The organism is Streptomyces sp. TE5632 (genome assembly GCF_054061295.1).
On sequence record NZ_JBSSEA010000003.1, the window covers coordinates 3687530 to 3705869 of the forward strand.

Annotated in this window: 22 protein-coding genes; 12 read left to right on the top strand and 10 right to left on the bottom strand. The window is 70.8% G+C overall.

What is annotated here, in order from left to right:
* Window positions 1-17: 17 nt before the first annotated feature.
* Together ACVW19_RS22135 and ACVW19_RS22140 are read right to left on the bottom strand one after the other, a co-directional pair.
* Complete coding sequence (locus ACVW19_RS22135; RefSeq protein WP_457461140.1) at window positions 18-1001, bottom strand: BtrH N-terminal domain-containing protein; 984 nt, start codon at window positions 999-1001, stop codon at window positions 18-20.
* Window positions 1002-1100: 99 nt separating this feature from the next.
* A complete protein-coding gene (locus tag ACVW19_RS22140; protein WP_457461142.1) occupies window positions 1101-1982 on the bottom strand; it encodes an NAD(P)-dependent oxidoreductase in 882 nt (293 codons plus the stop codon).
* Window positions 1983-2078: 96 nt separating this feature from the next.
* Between ACVW19_RS22140 and ACVW19_RS22145 the strand changes: the two genes are divergently transcribed.
* Together ACVW19_RS22145 and ACVW19_RS22150 are read left to right on the top strand one after the other, a co-directional pair.
* Window positions 2079-2522 carry a winged helix-turn-helix transcriptional regulator gene (locus ACVW19_RS22145; protein WP_457461143.1) on the top strand — a complete coding sequence of 148 codons (444 nt, stop codon included), beginning with the start codon at window positions 2079-2081 and terminating at the stop codon, window positions 2520-2522.
* Between the two features lie 29 nt (window positions 2523-2551).
* On the top strand, window positions 2552-2989 hold the full coding sequence (locus ACVW19_RS22150; RefSeq protein ID WP_457461145.1) for an integrase core domain-containing protein: 438 nt from the start codon (window positions 2552-2554) through the stop codon (window positions 2987-2989).
* A 156-nt stretch (window positions 2990-3145) separates the two neighbouring features.
* On the opposite strand, the gene ACVW19_RS22155 is transcribed toward ACVW19_RS22150, so the two are convergent.
* The 3 genes from ACVW19_RS22155 to ACVW19_RS22165 all read right to left on the bottom strand — a co-directional run bounded on the left by ACVW19_RS22155 (window position 3146) and on the right by ACVW19_RS22165 (window position 5324).
* The gene (locus tag ACVW19_RS22155) at window positions 3146-3709 is read right to left on the bottom strand and encodes a dihydrofolate reductase family protein (RefSeq protein ID WP_457461147.1); all 564 of its coding nucleotides are present in this window, start codon (window positions 3707-3709) and stop codon (window positions 3146-3148) included.
* 464 nt (window positions 3710-4173) lie between these two features.
* A complete protein-coding gene (locus tag ACVW19_RS22160) occupies window positions 4174-4443 on the bottom strand; it encodes a DUF397 domain-containing protein (RefSeq protein ID WP_457461149.1) in 270 nt (89 codons plus the stop codon).
* A complete protein-coding gene (locus tag ACVW19_RS22165) occupies window positions 4440-5324 on the bottom strand; it encodes a helix-turn-helix domain-containing protein (protein ID WP_457464723.1) in 885 nt (294 codons plus the stop codon). The genes ACVW19_RS22160 and ACVW19_RS22165 overlap by 4 nt, the downstream gene beginning before the upstream one ends.
* Before the next feature lie 155 nt (window positions 5325-5479).
* On the opposite strand from ACVW19_RS22165, the gene ACVW19_RS22170 reads away from it, so the two are divergent.
* From ACVW19_RS22170 to ACVW19_RS22180, 3 genes are all read left to right on the top strand, one after another.
* Window positions 5480-5947 (top strand): ATP-binding protein, encoded by a 468-nt coding sequence (locus tag ACVW19_RS22170; protein ID WP_457461151.1) that lies wholly within the window; start codon window positions 5480-5482, stop codon window positions 5945-5947.
* 220 nt (window positions 5948-6167) lie between these two features.
* Window positions 6168-7115, top strand: a complete 948-nt coding sequence (locus ACVW19_RS22175; protein ID WP_457461153.1) for a helix-turn-helix domain-containing protein — start codon at window positions 6168-6170, stop codon at window positions 7113-7115.
* Window positions 7116-7299: 184 nt separating this feature from the next.
* Entirely contained in the window at window positions 7300-8088 is a 789-nt protein-coding gene (locus ACVW19_RS22180) for a calcium-binding protein (RefSeq protein WP_457461155.1), read from the top strand.
* 408 nt (window positions 8089-8496) lie between these two features.
* Here ACVW19_RS22180 and ACVW19_RS22185 read toward each other — a convergent pair whose 3' ends face one another.
* Complete coding sequence (locus ACVW19_RS22185; protein WP_457461158.1) at window positions 8497-8754, bottom strand: hypothetical protein; 258 nt, start codon at window positions 8752-8754, stop codon at window positions 8497-8499.
* Window positions 8755-9346: 592 nt separating this feature from the next.
* On the opposite strand from ACVW19_RS22185, the gene ACVW19_RS22190 reads away from it, so the two are divergent.
* Window positions 9347-9814, top strand: coding sequence for a hypothetical protein (locus ACVW19_RS22190; protein ID WP_457461160.1), 468 nt, complete (start codon window positions 9347-9349; stop codon window positions 9812-9814).
* Between the two features lie 367 nt (window positions 9815-10181).
* On the opposite strand, the gene ACVW19_RS22195 is transcribed toward ACVW19_RS22190, so the two are convergent.
* Entirely contained in the window at window positions 10182-10709 is a 528-nt protein-coding gene (locus tag ACVW19_RS22195) for a COG4315 family predicted lipoprotein (protein ID WP_457461162.1), read from the bottom strand.
* Between the two features lie 223 nt (window positions 10710-10932).
* Here ACVW19_RS22195 and mshB point away from each other — a divergent pair, with 223 nt between their 5' ends.
* From mshB to ACVW19_RS22210, 3 genes are all read left to right on the top strand, one after another.
* Window positions 10933-11865, top strand: coding sequence for an N-acetyl-1-D-myo-inositol-2-amino-2-deoxy-alpha-D-glucopyranoside deacetylase (gene mshB, locus ACVW19_RS22200; protein ID WP_457461164.1), 933 nt, complete (start codon window positions 10933-10935; stop codon window positions 11863-11865).
* Window positions 11862-12317 (top strand): DUF6113 family protein, encoded by a 456-nt coding sequence (locus tag ACVW19_RS22205; RefSeq protein WP_457461166.1) that lies wholly within the window; start codon window positions 11862-11864, stop codon window positions 12315-12317. The genes mshB and ACVW19_RS22205 overlap by 4 nt, the downstream gene beginning before the upstream one ends.
* Before the next feature lie 195 nt (window positions 12318-12512).
* Complete coding sequence (locus tag ACVW19_RS22210) at window positions 12513-14744, top strand: hypothetical protein (protein WP_457461168.1); 2232 nt, start codon at window positions 12513-12515, stop codon at window positions 14742-14744.
* Between the two features lie 88 nt (window positions 14745-14832).
* On the opposite strand, the gene ACVW19_RS22215 is transcribed toward ACVW19_RS22210, so the two are convergent.
* Complete coding sequence (locus ACVW19_RS22215; protein ID WP_457461169.1) at window positions 14833-15261, bottom strand: DUF7144 family membrane protein; 429 nt, start codon at window positions 15259-15261, stop codon at window positions 14833-14835.
* Between the two features lie 63 nt (window positions 15262-15324).
* The gene (locus tag ACVW19_RS22220) at window positions 15325-15768 is read right to left on the bottom strand and encodes a PLDc N-terminal domain-containing protein (RefSeq protein ID WP_457461171.1); all 444 of its coding nucleotides are present in this window, start codon (window positions 15766-15768) and stop codon (window positions 15325-15327) included.
* Window positions 15769-15919: 151 nt separating this feature from the next.
* Here ACVW19_RS22220 and ACVW19_RS22225 point away from each other — a divergent pair, with 151 nt between their 5' ends.
* The 3 genes from ACVW19_RS22225 to ACVW19_RS22235 all read left to right on the top strand — a co-directional run bounded on the left by ACVW19_RS22225 (window position 15920) and on the right by ACVW19_RS22235 (window position 18130).
* Window positions 15920-17329 (top strand): DUF2252 domain-containing protein, encoded by a 1410-nt coding sequence (locus ACVW19_RS22225; RefSeq protein ID WP_457461173.1) that lies wholly within the window; start codon window positions 15920-15922, stop codon window positions 17327-17329.
* 178 nt (window positions 17330-17507) lie between these two features.
* Entirely contained in the window at window positions 17508-17861 is a 354-nt protein-coding gene (locus ACVW19_RS22230) for a DUF6247 family protein (RefSeq protein WP_457464725.1), read from the top strand.
* The gene (locus ACVW19_RS22235; protein ID WP_457461174.1) at window positions 17858-18130 is read left to right on the top strand and encodes a hypothetical protein; all 273 of its coding nucleotides are present in this window, start codon (window positions 17858-17860) and stop codon (window positions 18128-18130) included. The genes ACVW19_RS22230 and ACVW19_RS22235 overlap by 4 nt, the downstream gene beginning before the upstream one ends.
* 3 nt (window positions 18131-18133) lie before the next feature.
* On the opposite strand, the gene ACVW19_RS22240 is transcribed toward ACVW19_RS22235, so the two are convergent.
* Complete coding sequence (locus tag ACVW19_RS22240; protein WP_457461176.1) at window positions 18134-18331, bottom strand: hypothetical protein; 198 nt, start codon at window positions 18329-18331, stop codon at window positions 18134-18136.
* Window positions 18332-18340: the final 9 nt, after the last annotated feature.

The window sequence follows — 18340 nt, forward strand, 5'->3', positions numbered from 1 at the left end:
GACCCGCCGGACAGGGCCTAGAGCAGGCTGAGTGCCCGCATCGCCTCGCGTTCGATGCGCGAGAGGTCGTGGAGGACGGAGCCGGCCCGTACGAGGTTCTCCGCGTCGCCGGATTCGCCCGCTGCCGCGACGAGTGCGGCCACCTGCGTCCAGAGGACGGCGGCCTCGGCATACAGGGTGTGGCCGGTGCGCAGGTGGCTGCTGTCGATCAACTGGGCACACTCGGCGAGGAAGTCCCGGTAGAGAGTGCGGAACAGGGCGCCGCCGGTGCCGGCCCTCTCCATGAGGACGGCGGTCCGTGGCAGGTCCTCCCGCGGGTCGTCGCTGCGCTGCAGCCACTTCGGCACCCGCCCGGCGGCCTTCTCGATGCCCCGGTGGCCCAGGTTCGCGATGGGCGGGTTCAGGAAGGCGTCGGCACAGGACTTGATCGCGGGGATGATCCGGTCTCGCGGTGACGTCGGGCCGCTGGGCGCGGTGAGGGTGAAGGAGCGGTGCCTGGCGGTCATGGGGCCGCGCGCGGCCCTGGCTCTGGCCAGGCCGGCGAGGCCGGTGGAGACGGCTCCGCCCTGCTGGTCGGTGTCCACCAGGTAGGCGTTCTGTTCGTCGTAGCCGTACATGGCCACGACGTGCCCGCCGAAGTGCACCTTGGTGCTGAAGTAGTCCAGGTGGTAGCTGTCGAGTTGCAGGCCGACCGGCCGGCCGGCGTCGAGGGGCGCCGCCACGTTCCGCCATGCCTTGCGCGGGGAGGTGGTCTCCTCGACCAGCAGCTCGAGCCCGAGGGCGGCGGCCAGGTTCCTGGTGAGTTCGAACGGCTTGACCCGGCCTCCCAGGAAGGGAAAACCCATGGCCTTGCTGTCCCAGTAGACGAAGGACAGCCCGGAGCCGAGCCCGAACAACATGGGCTCGGACAGGTCGATCCCCTCATGCCGCAGCAGCACGCCCAGCGCCGTCGTCTCGCAGTGCTGCATGCCGCGGGCGTCGATGCCCTTCACCATGGCCATGCCGCTCATTCTCCTCTCTCACCTGACGACGACGCCGCAGAGGGACATGCCGGACCACCGGGTCCCAGGCACGATCCGCCGGACAGGCCCTGAACCGGTTCAGCGCACCAGCAGGTCGATCACGCCCGTCAGGTCCTCCTCGCCGCTGCTCTCGGCCAGGCGACGGCGCATCAACGCGAAGTAGGGGCTGAGCAGTTCCGGGCTGACACCCTGCTGCTCGGCGGTGTCCAGGAAGGTCGGCGTACCGGCCACCTGCATGGCGAGGTCGGAGACGACGCCCTTGGTGTAGTCGCCGCTGCGCAACCGGTCGGCGGTCTGGTGAACCGCCGGGGCCATCGTGGCGAGCCAGTCGGCGAGCAGCGGGGCGAGTGCCGCGGGGTCGATGTCCTCCTTGCGGATCAGGGCGAAGGCGTGCGCGGCCCCGGCGAACATCCCGTACATGGCGCTGAGCAGGGCCACGTCGTGCAGGGCCGCGAAGCCCGCGTCCTCGCCGACGTAGGTGGTGCCGACCGGGACGGCCAGGGTCTCCTGGTGCCGCTCGAACAGCTCTGGCGAGCCGCTGTAGAAGACGTAGCCGCCGGCTTCCGGGACGCCGATCATCGGAGGGACGGCCATGATCCCGCCGTCCAGGTAGCGGGCACCGCGCTCGCGGGCCCACTCGGCGCGTGCGCGGGCCTGGGCAGGGGTTCCGGTGGTCAGGTTGACCAGGTCCCGGCCGGCCAGGTCGGTGCCGTCCAGCACCTCGTCGACCGAGGTGTCGTCCAACAGACAAACAACGATCAGGGTGTTCGCTGCGACCGCCTCAGCGGCGGTGTCCGCGACTTTTGCACCCTCGGTGGTGAGTGCCGCGGCGCGGGCCGGGGTGCGGTTCCAGACGGTGAGGGGGTGGCCGGCGGCAAGCCAGGTGCGGGCCAGCGCGGTACCCATCGCGCCGAGGCCCAGCAGTGTGACGGGAGTCTTCTCAACGGTGTTCTGTGCCATGCCGATTAGGCTGGTCGCAGGTCCGGGGGTGATCAAGTACGCACTTGGGAGTGGGTGGTTACCCCGGGGTGAGCGAGCACGTCAAAGGGGTGGGGCATGACGACGCTGAACCGGCCGGGCGGACCGGACGGACACGTCTGCGGGATCGACACCGCGATGGAGGTGATCGGCGGCAAGTGGAAGGTGCTGATCCTCTGGGCGCTCCACGAGCACCCCTGCCGTCGCTTCGGCGAGCTGCGTCGACTGCTGCCGGGGATCACCGAGAAGGTGCTGGCCTCTCACCTGCGTGAGCTGGAGGCGGACGGCGTCGTGCACCGCGTCTCCTACGACGAGGTGCCGCCCCGCGTCGAGTACTCACTGACCGAGGACGGCAAGCGCCTCAACGACGCACTCCAGCCGCTGGCCGCCTGGGGTCGCGAGCGGCCGACCGATGGTGTCCCTGCGGGTGGTGCGGGGGATCTCCGCGGTTCCGAGGCTGCGGGGCCGGAGACGGATGCCGTGCCGAAAAGCGTGAGCAGTCGGCGGGCATCTGTCACTTAAGCGCTCAAACGGGCAGGATCGGGACAGTGGTGGCCGAAGTGCTCACGGTTTTGGGGCGGTGTGTCGTCCCCGGGGGCGCGGGCGAGTGTCCCGGCATCGCCACGCCGAGGCCGCCGTCCCGCCGGGCGGTTGCGGAAAACCGCCCGCACGAGCAGCCGACCGCCCCCGGCAAGATCCGATGCACCGTCACTCGACCTCACGCCCGCCGGGCAGCACCACCGTCCCCGACCTGCGACGCCTACGACAACGCCCGCAAGGAGTCGACGATCGGCCGGTACAAAACCGAGGTCATCAAACCGCAGAGGCCCTGGAAGACGCTCTCACACGTCGAGCTCGCCACCGCCGGGTGGGTCGACTGGTACAACCACCGCCGGCTTCACAGTGAGACAGGCCACGTCCCGCCCGCCGAATACGAAGCCAACCACTACCGAGCAACCACGAAACCCCAGATCACAGCCACCATCTGAGATCTCCATCGAACCCGGGGTGGTCCACCCTCAGCCCAAGCAGAATCGGCGACGTCACCCGCGCCGCCCTCGTCCTCAACAGACACTGGAAGTGATCTTCACTGAGAAGACGTCACTGACTGGCCCGTTCTTCCCAGGGCTCGGCGGACGAGCCGGCTAACGAGCCACGCGGTAGCGGAGGTGGACGACTCTCGAGCTGAAGGTGCGGGTCTCGACCAGTTCGAGATCCACCCGGCGCTCGCGTTGGGGGAAGAACGGGATGCCGCCGCCCACCAGCACCGGGTAGACCATGGCCCGGTACTCGTCGATCAGACCCGACGCGGCCGCCTCGGCGGCGAGGGTCGCGCCGCCGATCGCGATGTCGCCCTCCCCCGGCTCGGCCCGCAACCGCTCGATCTCCTCCGCCAGGCCGCCGGAGGCCAGGCGGGCATGGCCCCGCACCGCCGACAGCGTGGTGGAGAACACCACCTTCGGCAGCGGCTTCCAGAGGGCGGCCCACTCGAGCTGCGAGTCGCCGAGCGAGGGATTCTGGTCGGCGGTCTCCCAGTACAGCATCGTCTCGTACAGCCGTCGTCCCAGCAGGTGGACGCCGACCTCTCGAATCTCGTCGATCCAGAAGCGAAAGACCTCCTCGTCGGGCGCCGTCCAGTCGAAGCCGCCGTCCGGCCCGACGACGTAGCCGTCGAGTGAGACGCTCATCGAATAGGTCACGCTGCGCATCAGAAGTCCTCCTCGGTGACGGGTTCGACGGTACGACCGCCGGACTCATCGCGGCTCGCGGGATCCCCTGGGCCGAGTCACCTCACGAGATCGTTTCGTTGAGGAACCTCAGTGGCTCGTGAATGTGACGACGCGCGAAGAAGAACAGGCGGTCGAATCGGAGTCGGAGGGCGCGACAACGGACATATGGCGTGTTGACGTGGTCAGCGGACAGGTTTGCGACAGCGTCAACCTTCCGCTGAATACCAACTGACCTCGTCGCCCCGGACCGCGATCGAACCGCGCCGACGCCCTCCCGCGCCCACCGCCCTCAGTGCGGATGACCGAAGTCCCCCGCCCCGTCTCTCCCGTCCCCCTGAATCGCCGCACCCCGCTCCGTAAGCTTGGCGGCCCCGGGACGGACGAGGGCTGAGGGTCGGCGGGGCGTGAACGTACCGGAGGCCGAGGCCGAGCAGGAGCCGCCGTCAGCCCTCGACCGCGTACGGCACGAAGTCGGCCCACGCGGCGGGGGCGAAGGCCAGCCGGCCGCCCTCCACGTCCTTGGAGTCACGGACGTGGACGGTGCCGGGCTCAGTGGCGATCTCTACGCACGAGGCGCCTTCACTGCTGCTGTAACTGCTCTTGAACCAATTTCCTGCCACTTCGACGCAGGAGTCGCCCTCGTTGCCGTCGCTGTAGCTGCTCTTGAACCATGCGAGGCCCGAAGCGCTCTGGCCGGAGACCTTGCGGATCATGTTTCTCCCAACAGTTCTTCGATGAAGGCCAGCGACTCCCGAGGCGGGAGAGCCTGCGCTCGGATGGTGCCATACCGCAGTTCGGCAATGCGGAGTTGCCGAGTGTCCGAGATCGGGCGGCCGTTGAACGCTCCCTCGCAGCGTGCCACTGCTGAACCGTCCTCGAACTTCAGCAATTCGATCTTTCCATCCAGGCCTGGATGCACCTCACAGTGCGTCGGCATCACCTGAAGCGTCACGCAACGCAACCTGCCTACCTCAAGCAGGTGTTCGAGCTGGCTCCGCCACACCATTGTGCCTCCGAGTGGACGTCGGAGCGGAGCCTCCTCCAGGACGAAGCTGAGTGTGGGTGCTGGGTCTTTCTCGAAGATGGACTGTCGGGCCACACGGGCAGCCACCATCCGTTCGATTTCGTCCCGTGAGTAAGCGGGTTGCCGTGATTCGAAGGCAGCTCGGGCGTGGTCGGCCGTCTGAAGGAGCCCGCTGATGCTGTGGCAGACGTACAGGCCGATTTCAACCGCCCGCCCCTCCATCTGCGCCAAGTCCCGCACCTTCTTCGGGTACCGGACCTTCTTCACGTCCTCCTTCATCGCCGAGATGAGGCCACCGGCGTTGAACAGCTCGTCCGCCGTGTCCAGGTACTCGGGCCGGGGGATGCGTTTGCCGCTCTCGATCTTGTAGACGAGGTCGTCACCGTAACCGACCGCCACCGCGAAGTCGCCGACCCGCATGCCCGCCGCCTCCCGGCGGAGCCTCAACTGCCGTCCCACGGTGGCCACCACCGCGAGTGCCCAGTCGTCGTCCGGGTCGACCTCCCACCCCGGTTCGTCCGTCTGGTCCGTCTCGGTCGTGACCCGCACCGCCTCGCCGTTCACCGACATGTCGCGCTCCTCCGTCGTGCCGCGCAGTACCGTCACGACGTGCGGGTGGGGGCCGCGTCGACAGTTCGGACAGGGCCGGACAAGCCGTGGACGGTCACCCTACGCAGCGCCGTGATTACTCGTCACGGTACGTCCGGTCGGCCACGCTGAGTGACGTGAATCAGGAAATTGCCGAGACCGGATCTCAACCCGACAGCGGAATCCGCGACTTCACCGTGCTGCTGTCGTCCACCCCGCGCGGTGCCCGCCTCGCCCGTCTGCTCGCGGCGGACGCGCTCCGGGACTGGGGACTTCCGCAGGAGGCGGCGAGCCATGTCGTAGCGGAGCTGGCGGCCAACGCGGCCACCCACGGCCGCCTCCCCGGCCGCAGCTTCCGCCTCACGCTCTACGTGGTCGGCACCACGCTCCGCATCGAGGTCACCGATGCGCGGGGCGACCGGCTTCCCGCGCTCCAAGTGCCCGATGCCGGTGTCGAGTCGGGGCGTGGGCTGCTGCTCGTCGAGGCGCTGGCCGACCGCTGGGGAGTGGTCGAGGGGCGGTTCCCGCGGAAAACCGTATGGGCCGAACTGGGCCTGACGCCACCGGAACCCGCCCCCACGTGTTCCGGTGGCATCGACGGCTGAAAAGACAAAGAACGTCGGGGGAAAGAACCCCACCAAGCCCCACCCCTCCCGCCCGTGGCTCACACTCACTCGGGCGGGTGAACATCTCCGGTTCGGCTGGATTTCCGGGCCTTCGAGGACCGACGCTCAGCGCAGGACACCAGCAGACATGCGACGGCCCCCGCCGGGACTGCAATCCCAGTGCGAGGGCCTGACCACCGAGGAAGACAGAGGCTTCCCGATGGGTACCCAGAACCCTAGCGCGCACCAGCGCGCCCAGGCCCGTATCGCGGGCAACAAGCACCCGAACCGGGGCCACCGCACCGGCGGGCTCCAGCACGACAACACCCGTCACACCACCCGCTTCACGGTCATCGGCAACCACCTGGCCCAGCACCGGGAGCTCTCGCTGCTCGCCATCGGGCTCGGCGCGCACCTCCAGTCGCTGCCGAAGGGCGCGCCGGCCGACATCAAGACCCTCTCCGCCCGGTTCCCCGAGGGGGCCACCCGTATCGCCGCCGCCCTGCGCGAGCTGGAGGCCCACGGCTACCTGCGCCGCGAGCGCGTACGCACCCCCTCCGGCCGGATCGTCACCCGCACCACCTCCTGCAATCAGCCGGCGGCAGCCCGCCATCCCGCCGGGACCCCAGCCTGTCCGGTGGCGGAACCGCAACAGCGGGAGCGGCAGGAGGCGTGCGAGGAGCGGGAGTCGTCGCGCGCGGCACGTGAGACACGGGCGCCCCGCAGGCAGCTCCCTGCCGTACCCGGCCCCGGGTATCCCGCCCCCGCGCTCCTCCGGGCCGCCACCGACCTCCTCGCCGGCCTCCACCGCCACGACCCCCGGCTGTTCCTCTCCGCCTGCGACACGGCCCACCTGGCCCCCGGCGTCGCCGCCTGGCTGGAGCGGGACGTCACGCCCGCCGCCGTACGCCACGCCCTGACCGCCGACCTGCCGCCCGAGGGCGTACGCCGCCCGGCCGCCCTCCTGGCCCACCGCCTCACGGCCCAGCTCCCGCCCCCGCCGCCCTTCCGCGCACCGGCCGAGCCCTCGCCCGGCCGGTACGAGATGCGCAACTGCGACGGCTGCGACCGCGGCTTCCGCGCCCCGGTACCGGGCCCCGACCGCTGCCGCGACTGCCGAACCGACCTTCAGCTGCCTCAGGATGAGGCGAGCCCACCAGTGGACTGAGGCCGGAACACTCCGGGGCCGGGAGAGGGCGTGAGCCCCGCGCTCGTCCTGGCAGCCGTGTGATCGCTGGGCAACCATTCCCGCGACCTGATGGTCATGTTCGTGTCACCCGCGTACCGGGTGGGCATCGTCAGCTGCGCCTCGGGACGTTCCCGAGGCGCTGGAACATGGGGGAAACGCCTTCATGCATCACCGCACCACCGTGGCGGGCTTCGCCGGGGCCCTCGCCCTGTCCGCGCTCACGATTCCGGCGACCGCCCAGGCGGATGTCTTCTCGGGCGACATCAGGATCACGAAGGTGGTCGTCAACGGAGGGAAGGACATCGTCCTGGGGACCACGGACGTGAAGACGTTCACCATCGCGGTGACCGCCACGGACGACTCGGGCATCGAGACCGGAAACACCTTCCCGGTCATGTGGCGCACGCCCCTCCCGAACGGCGACTATTACGGTCTCGTGGGCCCCGAGGACGTCGCGGGCAAGTGCGTGCGCCAGAGCTTCACCACGACCACCTGCACCTACACGCTGAAAATCAACCCGCGCATCCAACTCCAGGACAACACCCTGGCCGGGACCTGGACCGTGAGAGCCCACGTCCTGGCCAACGACGGTGACTACCTCACCAAGGATTCCGCCGCCAAGGCGAAGGTCCTGCGCAACTCCAGGCTGACGGTCGACGCCTCGCCGGAACCGGTGAAGAAGAACAAGACGATCACCGTCACGGGCAAGCTGACCCGCGCCAACTGGGAGACCTACAAGTACGCCGGCTACACCAAGCAGCCGGTGAAGCTCCAGTTCAAGAAGAAGGGCACCAGCACCTACAAGACCCTCAAGACCGTCACGACGGACAGCAAGGGCAACCTGAGGACGACGACGAAGGCCACGGCGGACGGCTACTTCCGCTACTCCTTCGCAGGCACGTCCACCACCCCGGCGATCGCCTCCGCGGCGGACTACGTCGACGTGAAGTAACCCTCGGGAGGGTCGTCTCCGAGTTCGGTGGAGCCCGGAGCCGGCATGCCTCCGGTGACCACACACGGTCATTGACAGGGTGGGTTCCCTGGTGAACCGGCGACAGTCGAATACGCGAGCCCACCAGTACCGAGGCCGTTCAGGAGGCCGCAGTGCGCGAGTGGCGGCCGGCTCACCCGCGCCGGGTCTTCACTCCGCTCCGGGGCCCGGCCTCACCGGGCAGCGGATGACACGTGCGCGCGCACTTGGTCGACCGCCTCCAAGTGAGCCCCGCGGACGACATAGCGGGTAATGCCCCAGCGCCGCTCATGGCCGGCCGGGGCGGCTCTGATCTCCTGCACCGTGCCGATCCACGCGTAGGGAGAGGCGAGCACCGAGGCCGCGTCGCAGTGAAGTCGCCGGGCGATTTCACTGCGACGCGGCCTCGGCGTCATCAGTGACCTCCACCATCTGGACAAGAGCTTCGCGGGCCGGGGCGTCGACCCGGCCCGCGGCTCCCTGCTCGACGAGATCGACCTGGCGGTCGATGTCCGCGCCGTTCCGGCGCACCTCATGCGTGTGCCCGTCCGGCAGGGTGCGTCCCAGCCCGCTCAGCCCCACGACGTCCGCATGCGCCCCGGCCCAGCGCAACAGGGCCGTGTTGCCGCCCCCGAAGGTGAAGGGCACCTGGTGCTGGACCGGGCCGGGGGGTGAGCCGCGCCTGGTGGGTCCGTACCTCAGGGCTGTCGAGGGTGACCGTCTCACCGGCGAGGAGCGCGCGGCAAGCCTCGGCCACAGCCTGGAAACGTCGGACGCGCCCCGCGACGTCGGGACGTCGTCCCCGCCCCGGGCCCCCACCTACCGCCGCGATGCCGGAACCGAACGCAAGGAGGCCGGCCGGCATGAGCGCGTGTCAGGGCGCCTCCCGCGTCCACCGGGCCGTGCGGGACGCCGTTCAGTCGATGGACGACACCGATGCCGTCCCGGGCATATTCGAGATCAACAGGACAGGCGTCTTCGGCGAGAAGACCGTCATTCACTACGCGGACTCGGCGCGGGCACCTCACCCGCCACTGGGAGGTGTCGTCAACGTGTCACGGTCACCTCAGGAGCGATGCGAGGATGGCGGCTTCCTGGTAGAACCGGGCCGTGCCGCTCCGGAGCGGCACGGCCCGGCCACCTTGCCCGGCGGATCCCCTCCGCCCCGGCCTTCAGCCTGGAGCCCGCTTTGTCTTTACGGACAGGTGCCACTCGCCCGATATCCCTGCTCCTGTCGACCGTGCTCGCGGCCGGAACGCTCACCGGCTGCGCGCTGCAGGAACTCGCCAGGGACTGCGGGGGGACCGACGACCGGGTGAAGGAGATGGCTGCGCTCGACATCCTCGACTCCCGGCCCGTCGAGGCCACTGTCGCCCGGGGCTTCGAGGAGGTCGACGCCGGCTGCTGGGCGGACAGCGGCGATGTCTCGGTGTACGCCAACCGGACATACGCCTTCCCCGGAACGCAGGCCGAAGTGGCCGCACACTACCGGGCGGCAGCGGTACGGGACGGATGGAATCCGGACCCCGAAGCCTTGTCCGACGACCTGTGCTTCGTCAAGGAGGAAATGTCCCTGCAGATCGTCTTCCTCACCGCCGAGGGCCTCGCGGAGGACGGCCACGGAAGCCGCCCCGACCTCACCGCCGGGGCCGGCTACTCGATCAATGCCGACTCGTTCGTGAACAGCGGCGTCGAAGCGGGCTGCTAGAAGTTGCCGTCGAAGTGTCACGCCGGCATCAGGAGTGGTGCGAGGGTGACGGCTGCTTCGTATGTCCCGATGTCGCTCGTTTGAGCGCTTGCCTGACATTTGGCCGCCGAGTGCTCACGCTTTTCAACAGGACCTCCGTATCCGCCCCGCAGCGTCGGGACCGCGAAGACCCCCGCACCACCCGGCGGGACGTCATCCCCGTGCCGGGCCCCGGCCGCTGCCGCGACTGCCGTACTGATGCCAAAGGCCGCCTGGACGACGGGGGCCGATGGTACGTACTCCGGGCCCTCTTCACGGCGCCGAGCAGATCCGGCCGCCCCTGCCGGGCGGGAGCGCGGCTCAGTGCCCGCCACGGGTCTGCTCGGCCTCAACCGGTGACGCTGTTGCCGGACAGGTCGAGTACGTACCAGGCGGCGCCGAAGGCGGTGGAGCCCTGACCGTTCATGTCGCCGGCTTTCGTGTCGCCCTCGAAGTAGTACAGGGGGTGCCCGTTGTACGTGATCTGCTTCTCGCCACCGTTCCGGTCGGTGGTCCCCAGCAGATCCGCCTTCGCGCCCTTCTTGGCGGCCGGTGTGCCGGTCACGGTCATGGGCGGCCACGCGGCGGCGCAGGTACCGGTGCAGGTGGACTTGGTGGAGGTGTCGGCCTTGAAGAGGTAAAGGGTGCGGCCCTGGCCGTCGACGAGGATGGTGCCCAGGGGGGAGGAGGCACCGGCCACGGTTCCTGCGGCTGCCGCCGTACCCGACGCCGACGGGGAGGCGCCGGTGGATGCGGACCGCGTCGGGTACGAGGGAGAGCCACCGTTGCCGTTCGAGCAGCCGCTGACGGTGCCGGCGAACAGCCCGATCACGGCCACGAGGGCGGCTTTCCCGGCAAGTGCGGCGATGGGTTTCATCCGAGAGGACTCCTTGGAGGGGAGTGTCGGCCCGTCCTTGCGGGGCCGGGAGAACCATTGAGGCAGGGAATCGTGCCCGTGGCGCGTCGGGCGCGCTGTCCGGGTGTTCCGGGCAGGGGACGCGGGCCGTGGTGTGGCGTTCGGTGAGGAAGGGGCGGAACCCGGAGGTGGGTGGGACGGCGCCGTGCCCACGGGGCCGCCGGGCGACTCGTAGGCTGACCCCATGACGGAACTGCCCTCCCCCAGCCTCCGGCCGGGGGGACCCCCATCTCGCTTCGCTCGGCGGATGATGCTCGTGCACGCTCATCCGGACGACGAGTCGATCAACAACGGCGCCACCATGGCCCGGTACGCCGCCGAGGGTGTGCACGTGACGCTGGTCACCTGCACGCTCGGTGAGCGCGGCGAGGTCATTCCGCCCGGGCTGGCCCACCTGAGCGGTGCCGCCCTCGGACAGCACCGGATGGGTGAGCTGGCCGAGGCGATGCGCGCGCTCGGTGTCGACGACTTCCGGCTGCTCGGCGGCGCCGGGCGCTACAGCGACTCCGGGATGATGGGACTGCCCGACAACGACGACCCCGGGTGCTTCTGGCAGGCCGACGTCGACCAGGCCGCCGGTCTGCTCGCCGAGGTGATCCGCGAGGTCCGGCCCCAGGTGCTCGTCACGTACGACGAGCGCGGCGGCTACGGGCACCCCGACCACATCCAGGCGCACCGCGTCGCCATGCGCGCCGTCCAGCTGGCCGCAGCGACCCCGGAGGACGGGCGGGACGGGTGGGACGTTCCCAAGGTGTACTGGAACCGGGTGCCCCGCTCCGTCGCCGAGGCGGCCTTCGCGCGTCTGGAGGAGGAACTGGCCGGGCTGCCGTTCGACAAGGCGGGCAGCATCGGTGACGTACCCGGTGTCGTCTCCGACGTGCACGTCACCGCCGAGGTCGACGGCACGGCGTACGCCGCCGCCAAGGCCGCCGCGATGCGGGCGCACGCCACCCAGATCACGGTGGCCGAGCCGTACTTCGTGCTCTCCAACGAACTCGCGCAGCCGCTGTTCACCACCGAGTACTACGAGTTGGTGCGCGGAGAACGTTCCGTCGGCAGGGAGAGCGACCTGTTCGCGGGAGTGGACACCGGAGTCGGGGCGGGGGAGGCGTCGTGAGCGACCGGAGCGACCGGAGCGACCGGAGCGACCGGAGCGACCAGGGCCGGCCCGTCTCGGTGCTGGCCCAGCCGCTGCGACTGCCCTCCGCCGGGCGGCTCGCCGCCTGCGTGGGGCTGTTCGTCCTCGGTGCCGTGGTCGGTGCGGCCGGGGCGCTGGTGCAGCCCGCCTGGTTCCCGGGCGGGCTGCTGCTCGCCCTCGCGGGCGAGGCCGGGCTCTGTCTCGGTGCGGGCCTCGCCCTCCGCAGCCGGGCCGGGGCCGCGTCGGCCGCCGGTGGCTGGGTGATCGTCGTCCTCCTGCTCACCGCCAGCCGCCCGGAAGGTGACTTCCTGTTCGCCGCGGGAGCCGGCTCCTATCTCTTCCTGCTCGGCGGCATCGTCGTCGCTGTGATCTGTGCCACCCTCGCGCCGGTGCGGCAACCGAACGGCCGCACCGTCCGACTTGGGAAGTGACGTACCACTTCGCCGCGGTACGCGCGTGCGGGTCCCGTGCGGGTTTCCCCGGCGGTCCTGAGAAACGGGCCGGACGCGGCCAGTATGGTGGTGCGCGCGCCGCTGAGCCTCCCCGCACTCTCGGCTCGGGTCGAACAGGGGAGGATCCCACCGTGAGGTCGTGACGGGCGGCGGAGCCAACCGGGAGAACCTGCCTTGAGTCGTGAAACTGACACTCCGTCCACCGGGCCCAACGGGCGCGGCGGAGCCGCGTACCCGTCGGGCACTCCGCCCTACGGGATTCCGGCGGTTCCGGACGAGGCGACGGCCGCGGGCCGTCCGGCCGCGCGGTCGGGCGAACGGCGTCCGGACGAACGCAAGACCGAGACCACCCTGACGACCAGAATCCGGATCAACATCCCCGGATCGAGGCCCATTCCGCCGGTCGTCGTGCGCAAGCCCGTCACGGACGGCGAGGGCACGGGCGACGGCGGCAACGAGTCCGACACCCGTGCCGAGGGGCAGGCGTCGGCGCCCGGTTCACCCGGGCCTGCGGGCACCGGTGCGGGCACCGGCCCCGGTTCCGTCGAGCCGCCCGCGGTGGCGGCTCCGGGCGCGCCGTCCGGCGGCTCGGGGCAGCTGGTTCCGCGGCAGTCGGCCCCGGCGGAGAAGCCGACCAGCGACTGGTTCGCGCCCCGCAAGTCCGGCGCGGGCAAGGGCGGTACGGGCGGCGGCTCCGGCAACGGGGCGGGTGCGCCGAGCGGTTCGGGTTCCGCGGCGCCCGCGGGCGGCCCCTCCGGTGCTTCCGGCGCCGGTGCGCCCGGTGGTGCGCGGCCGGGTGGCCGTCCGGCCGGCGTGGTCGGCGGCATGAGTGTGACGAGCGGCGCCCGGCCCGGTGGTCCCGGCGGCCCCGCCGGGACGAACGGTTCCGCAGCCGGGGCCGGCAAGGCCGGCGGGCTCTCCGGCGTGACCGGCGGCCCGGTGGCCCCCGGGCACGGCGGCGGCACCGGTTCCTTCGACGTGACCGAGGCGCTGGCCGGCGGCGGCCAGGCCGGGCGCCCCGGCCCTCCCGAGCAGCCCGGTGCGTCCGGCCCCTCCAGCCCGTCCGGTCCGTTCGGGCCGCCCGGTCAGACCGGTCAGACCAGGTCGGCGCTGTACCAGGGCGGTCCCGAGGGCCCCACGACCGGCCCGGTCACCGGCCAGGGGCCGATGATCCCGCCGCGCGGCAGCGGCCCCCACGGCGCGGGCGGTCCCGGCCACGGGCTGAGCGACGACACCGCGAGCCTCACCCCGCAGATCCACGCCCCCGACCCGGACGCCCCGGGCTACGGCGCCCGCCACGACGACTTCTCCGGGTACACCGGCACCAGGAGCGCCCCGGTAGTCCCGGCGAGCGCGGCCTTCGACGCGGACACCCCCGCCGGTGGCCGCGGCCCGCTCACGCCCTCCAGGTTCCCCGAACAGGGCACCCCGACCCCGCCCCCGGCGACGTCCTCGAAGCAGCCGAAGAAGAAGGGGCGCAACAAGCTCGCCCTGATCGGCGGCGGCGTGGTCCTCCTCATCGGGGTCGCCTACGGCGCCGGCCTGCTGATGAACCACTCCGACGTGCCCAAGGGCACCACCGTGCTCGGCGTCGACATCGGCGGCGGCACCCGCGACGAGGCCGTGAAGACGCTCGACAAGGCCCTCGCCGACCGGTTGAACAAGCCGCTCGAGCTGACCGTCGGCGACAAGACCGTCGAACTGCAGCCGGACAACGCCGGACTGCAGCTCGACACCGACGCCACCGTCGGCGCCGCGGCGAAGAGCGACTACAACCCGGTCTCCGTGATCGGCTCGCTCTTCGGCAACAGCCGCGTCGTCGACCCCGTCATCCCCGTCGACGAGGAGAAGCTGCACGCCGCCCTGGAGGCCGCGGGCGGCGGCTCCGGCAACGACGGCACGATCACGTTCGAGTCCGGCAAGGCCGTCGCCGTCTACGGCAAGCCCGGCGCGGGCATCGACGTCGACAAGTCGACCGACGCGGTCGAGGCGGCGTACCGGACCCAGGTGGAGACCGGTTCCTCGTCCCCGGTGAAGGTCCCGACCACCACGCAGGAGCCCACGATCTCCAAGGCCGAGGTCGACCGGATGATGAAGGAGTTCGCCGAGCCGGCGATGTCCGACCTGGTCACGGTCCAGACCGACGCCGCGCACACCATTGCCTTCAGCCCGGAGAAATCGCTCTGGAAGTTCCTCGGCGTCAAGGCGCAGGACGGCAAGCTGGTCGAGTTCTACGACCGGAAGGCGCTCGAGGAGCTCTACGGCGACACCTTCGACGGCGTGCTGATCACCCGCGGCAACGGGGAGAAGACCCCGGTCACCGTCGAGGACGTGATCGGTGCCCTGCGCCCCGCGCTGCTGAGCACCGGCGACCGCGTCGCCGTCATCGAGACCGACCCCAGCTGACCCGGACCGGCCCCGGCCGCCGCACGACGGACGTCTTGCGGCGGCCGGGGCCGAGCGCTGCCCGGCACGCTCCGGGCGAGCAGCCGCCTCAGGTGTCGCCGGGACGTACCAGGCACAGGGCCCAGATCATGAAGCCGGACAGGCCGATCAGCACGACCGACCAGACCGGGTAGTACGGCAGCGACATGAAGTTGGCGATCATGATGAGCCCACCGATCGCCACCCCGGCCACCCGCGCCCAGGTCCTGGCCCGGAAGAGCCCCATGCTGATGAGTACGGCGACCGCACCCAGGATCAGATGGATCCAGCCCCAGGACGTGAGATCGAACTTGAAGACGTAGTTCTGCGTGGTGACGAAGACGTCGTCCTGCGCGATCGCGGAGATTCCCCGGACGATGCCGAGGATCCCCGCGAGCAGCAGCATGACGCCGCCGAAGACGGTCATTCCGCCTGCCACCTGGTGTTTCGCGGACGGGGTGTGTGTGCGTGCGTGTGCGTGCGGAGCGTGTGTAGCCATGTCGCCACCTCATTCCGTCGTGTGCGGTCGGGGTCCGGGGCGTCGGTGCGGGTCCGGTGCGGGTCAGCGGGCGTGCCCGGAGCCGTGGCCGCTCAGCACCAGTTCCTTGGCCCGGTCGAACTCCTCGTCGGTGAGGTCGCCGCGCGAGCGGATCTCGGACAGCCGGTGCAGCTCTTCGGCGGTGCCGGTCTGCGTGCCGTGGCTCGCCGCGGTCTCCCGGATGTAGCTGTCGAACGCCTCCTGCTGCGCGCGGGCCTGCGAGATCTCCCGCCGGCCCATGTTCTTGCCGCGGGCGATGACGTAGACGAACACGCCGACGAAGGGCAGCACGATGACGAAGACCATCCAGCCGGTCTTGGCCCAGCCGCTCAGCGAGTCGTCCCGGAAGATGTCGACGACGACCCGGAACAGCAGCACGAACCACATGACCCACAGGAACAGCAGCAGCATGGTCCAGAAGGCTCCGAGCAGGGGGTAGTCGTACGCGAGGTACGTCGCGGGGCTCATGGCTCTCCTCCGTCCGGCGCGGGGATGCGCGCCGGTTCCAGGCTGCCCACGGCGACGACCGTGCCGCCTCACCCCCGACGGGTGATCCCGGCCGGGTACGGAGTGCGGTGCGCTGGAGAGCGGACGTACGCCGAAGCCAGGAGGGCGGACCATGACCGCACCGAGCGCCGTCGCCGCGGCCCTCTCACCGGCCGAACGGACCGAGCGGGGCCGGACGGCCCGCAAACGCGTCGCACGCTCGGCGCACGGCCTGTTCGCCCCCGGCCCCGACCGCTTCGACCCGGTCGACGTGCTCGTGCGGCAGTCGGCCACGCGGGTGCCCGAACTGGTCCCGATCCGGTACGGGCGCATGCTGGAGTCGCCGTTCCGCTTCTACCGGGGCGCCGCCGCGATCATGGCCGCCGACCTCGCGACGCTGCCGCACAGCGGGCTGGAGGTGCAGCTGTGCGGCGACGCGCATCTGCTGAACTTCCGGCTGCTGGCCTCGCCGGAACGGCATCTCGTCTTCGACATCAACGACTTCGACGAGACCTTTCCCGGCCCCTTCGAATGGGACGTCAAACGGCTCGCCGCCAGTCTCGTCATCGCCGGCCGCGCCAACGGCTTCTCCGCGCGGGAGCAGAACAAGGCGGTGATCGCCTGCGTACGGGCGTACCGCGAACGGATGCGGAACTTCGCCGGCATGCGCACCCTGGACATCTGGTACGCCCAGGACGACGTCGACCGGATGCGGGAACTCCTCGCCTCCTCCCTCGACCGGTCCGTCCGGCGCCGTACCGAACGGGCCGCCGAGCGGGCCCGCGCCCACACCTACCTCCAGGCCGTCGACCGGCTCACCCGGCTCACCCCCGAGGGCCGGCGGATCACCCCGGACCCGCCCCTGATCACCCCGCTGCGCGACCTGCTGGCCGACGCGCCCGGACGCGACGAGGAGAGCGAACTGCGCTCCGTCTTCGCGGGATACGCGGACACCCTGTCCTCCGAGCGCCGGCATCTGCTGCGCCGGTACCGGCTCGTGGACACGGCCCGCAAGGTGGTCGGCGTCGGCAGCGTCGGCACCCGCTGCTGGATCCTGCTCCTGCTCGGCCGGGACGACGACGATCCGCTGCTGCTCCAGGCCAAGGAGGCGCAGGAGTCGGTGCTCGCGCCGCACACGGGCGGCGAACGCTTCGACAACCAGGGCCGCCGCGTGGTGACCGGGCAGCGCCTGATCCAGACGAGCAGCGACATCTTCCTGGGCTGGACCCACGTGCGGGGCCTGGACGACAGGGAACGGGACTTCTACGTGCGCCAGCTGCGGGACTGGAAGGGCATCGTGCGTCCGGAGACCATGGACGCCCGGACGCTCGCCCTCTTCGGGGGCTGGTGCGGAGGCAGCCTGGCCCGCGCCCACGCCCGCTCCGGCGACCCCCTCGCGATCGCCGCCTACCTGGGCACGAGCGACCGTTTCGACCAAGCCCTCCCCGACTTCGCCCAGGCCTACGCCGACCGCAACGAGCGGGACTTCGAGGAACTCCGGGCCGCCGTACGCTCCGGGAGGCTCACCGCCGAGAGCCTCTGACGCGCGTGCGGTCGTGTGCGTGAATGGGGGGTGGGTACGCCCGACCGGCGCCATACCCACCTCAGACGTCACGGACGCGTCGAAGAATCGCTTCTCCCTCACCCGTTCGAGCGGTGAGAAAGCGCTCATGCCCGATACGCTGACGCCCGGGATCAGAATCGTGCCCATGGGAGCAGCCGTGACCACCTTCGCCGCCGGGCAACCACTCATCCCCCAGCCGCCTGCCACGGTTGCCGCGTTGCGCCAGGCGGTCAGCCAGATCGCGCCCGCAGCACTGCCGGCCTTCACCCGGGAGTTGGACCAGGCGGCTGACCAGTCCCGGCAGGGTTGCGACCTGGCGCCGCTCCAGCGGTTCATCGGCCAGTGGGCCGTCTATGTCCATGTCCAGCGTTGGCCCGAGCTGGCAGCAGACCTCCGACGCTGGGAAGACACCGTCGAGTCCGGCGACGCGGCTCAGGCACGGCAGGCCGCTTCTGAGATCGGCCGAATCCTGGACACAGCCCACGCGGCCGTCGGTCTCCCGGCCCGGTGAGCACGGGCTGGCGCTGGGAATACGCCCCCGACCACGACCACGTGGTGGCCGGCATCCCCGTTCACGTCGTGGCCGAAGTGGAACGCCTGACCGACCAGCTCGTCGACCTTGCCGGCATGGGCATCGACCTCAGCGACATCGGCAACGGCCCTCGACCGGGCGGTCTGAGGCGCATGGATGCCGCCGGCGGCTGGTTCTACTTCCTGGTGGCGCCACGTGACCCGCTGATCATCGTGGTCCGTATCGTGCCGCCGTTCGACGCGCTGTAGGGGTCAGCGGGGGGTCGGGCGCATCTCGACCACGCGGAGGCCCAGGGAGCGCAGGCGGGCCAGGAGTCCGTACAGGTGTGCCTCGTCGACGACCTGGCCGAACAGCACGGTCTGGCCCCGCATCACGACATGGTCCAGCTCGGGGAAGGTCTCGGTCAGCGTGTCCGACATGTGTCCGTCGACGCGGATCTCGTAGTGCATGCGCCCCTC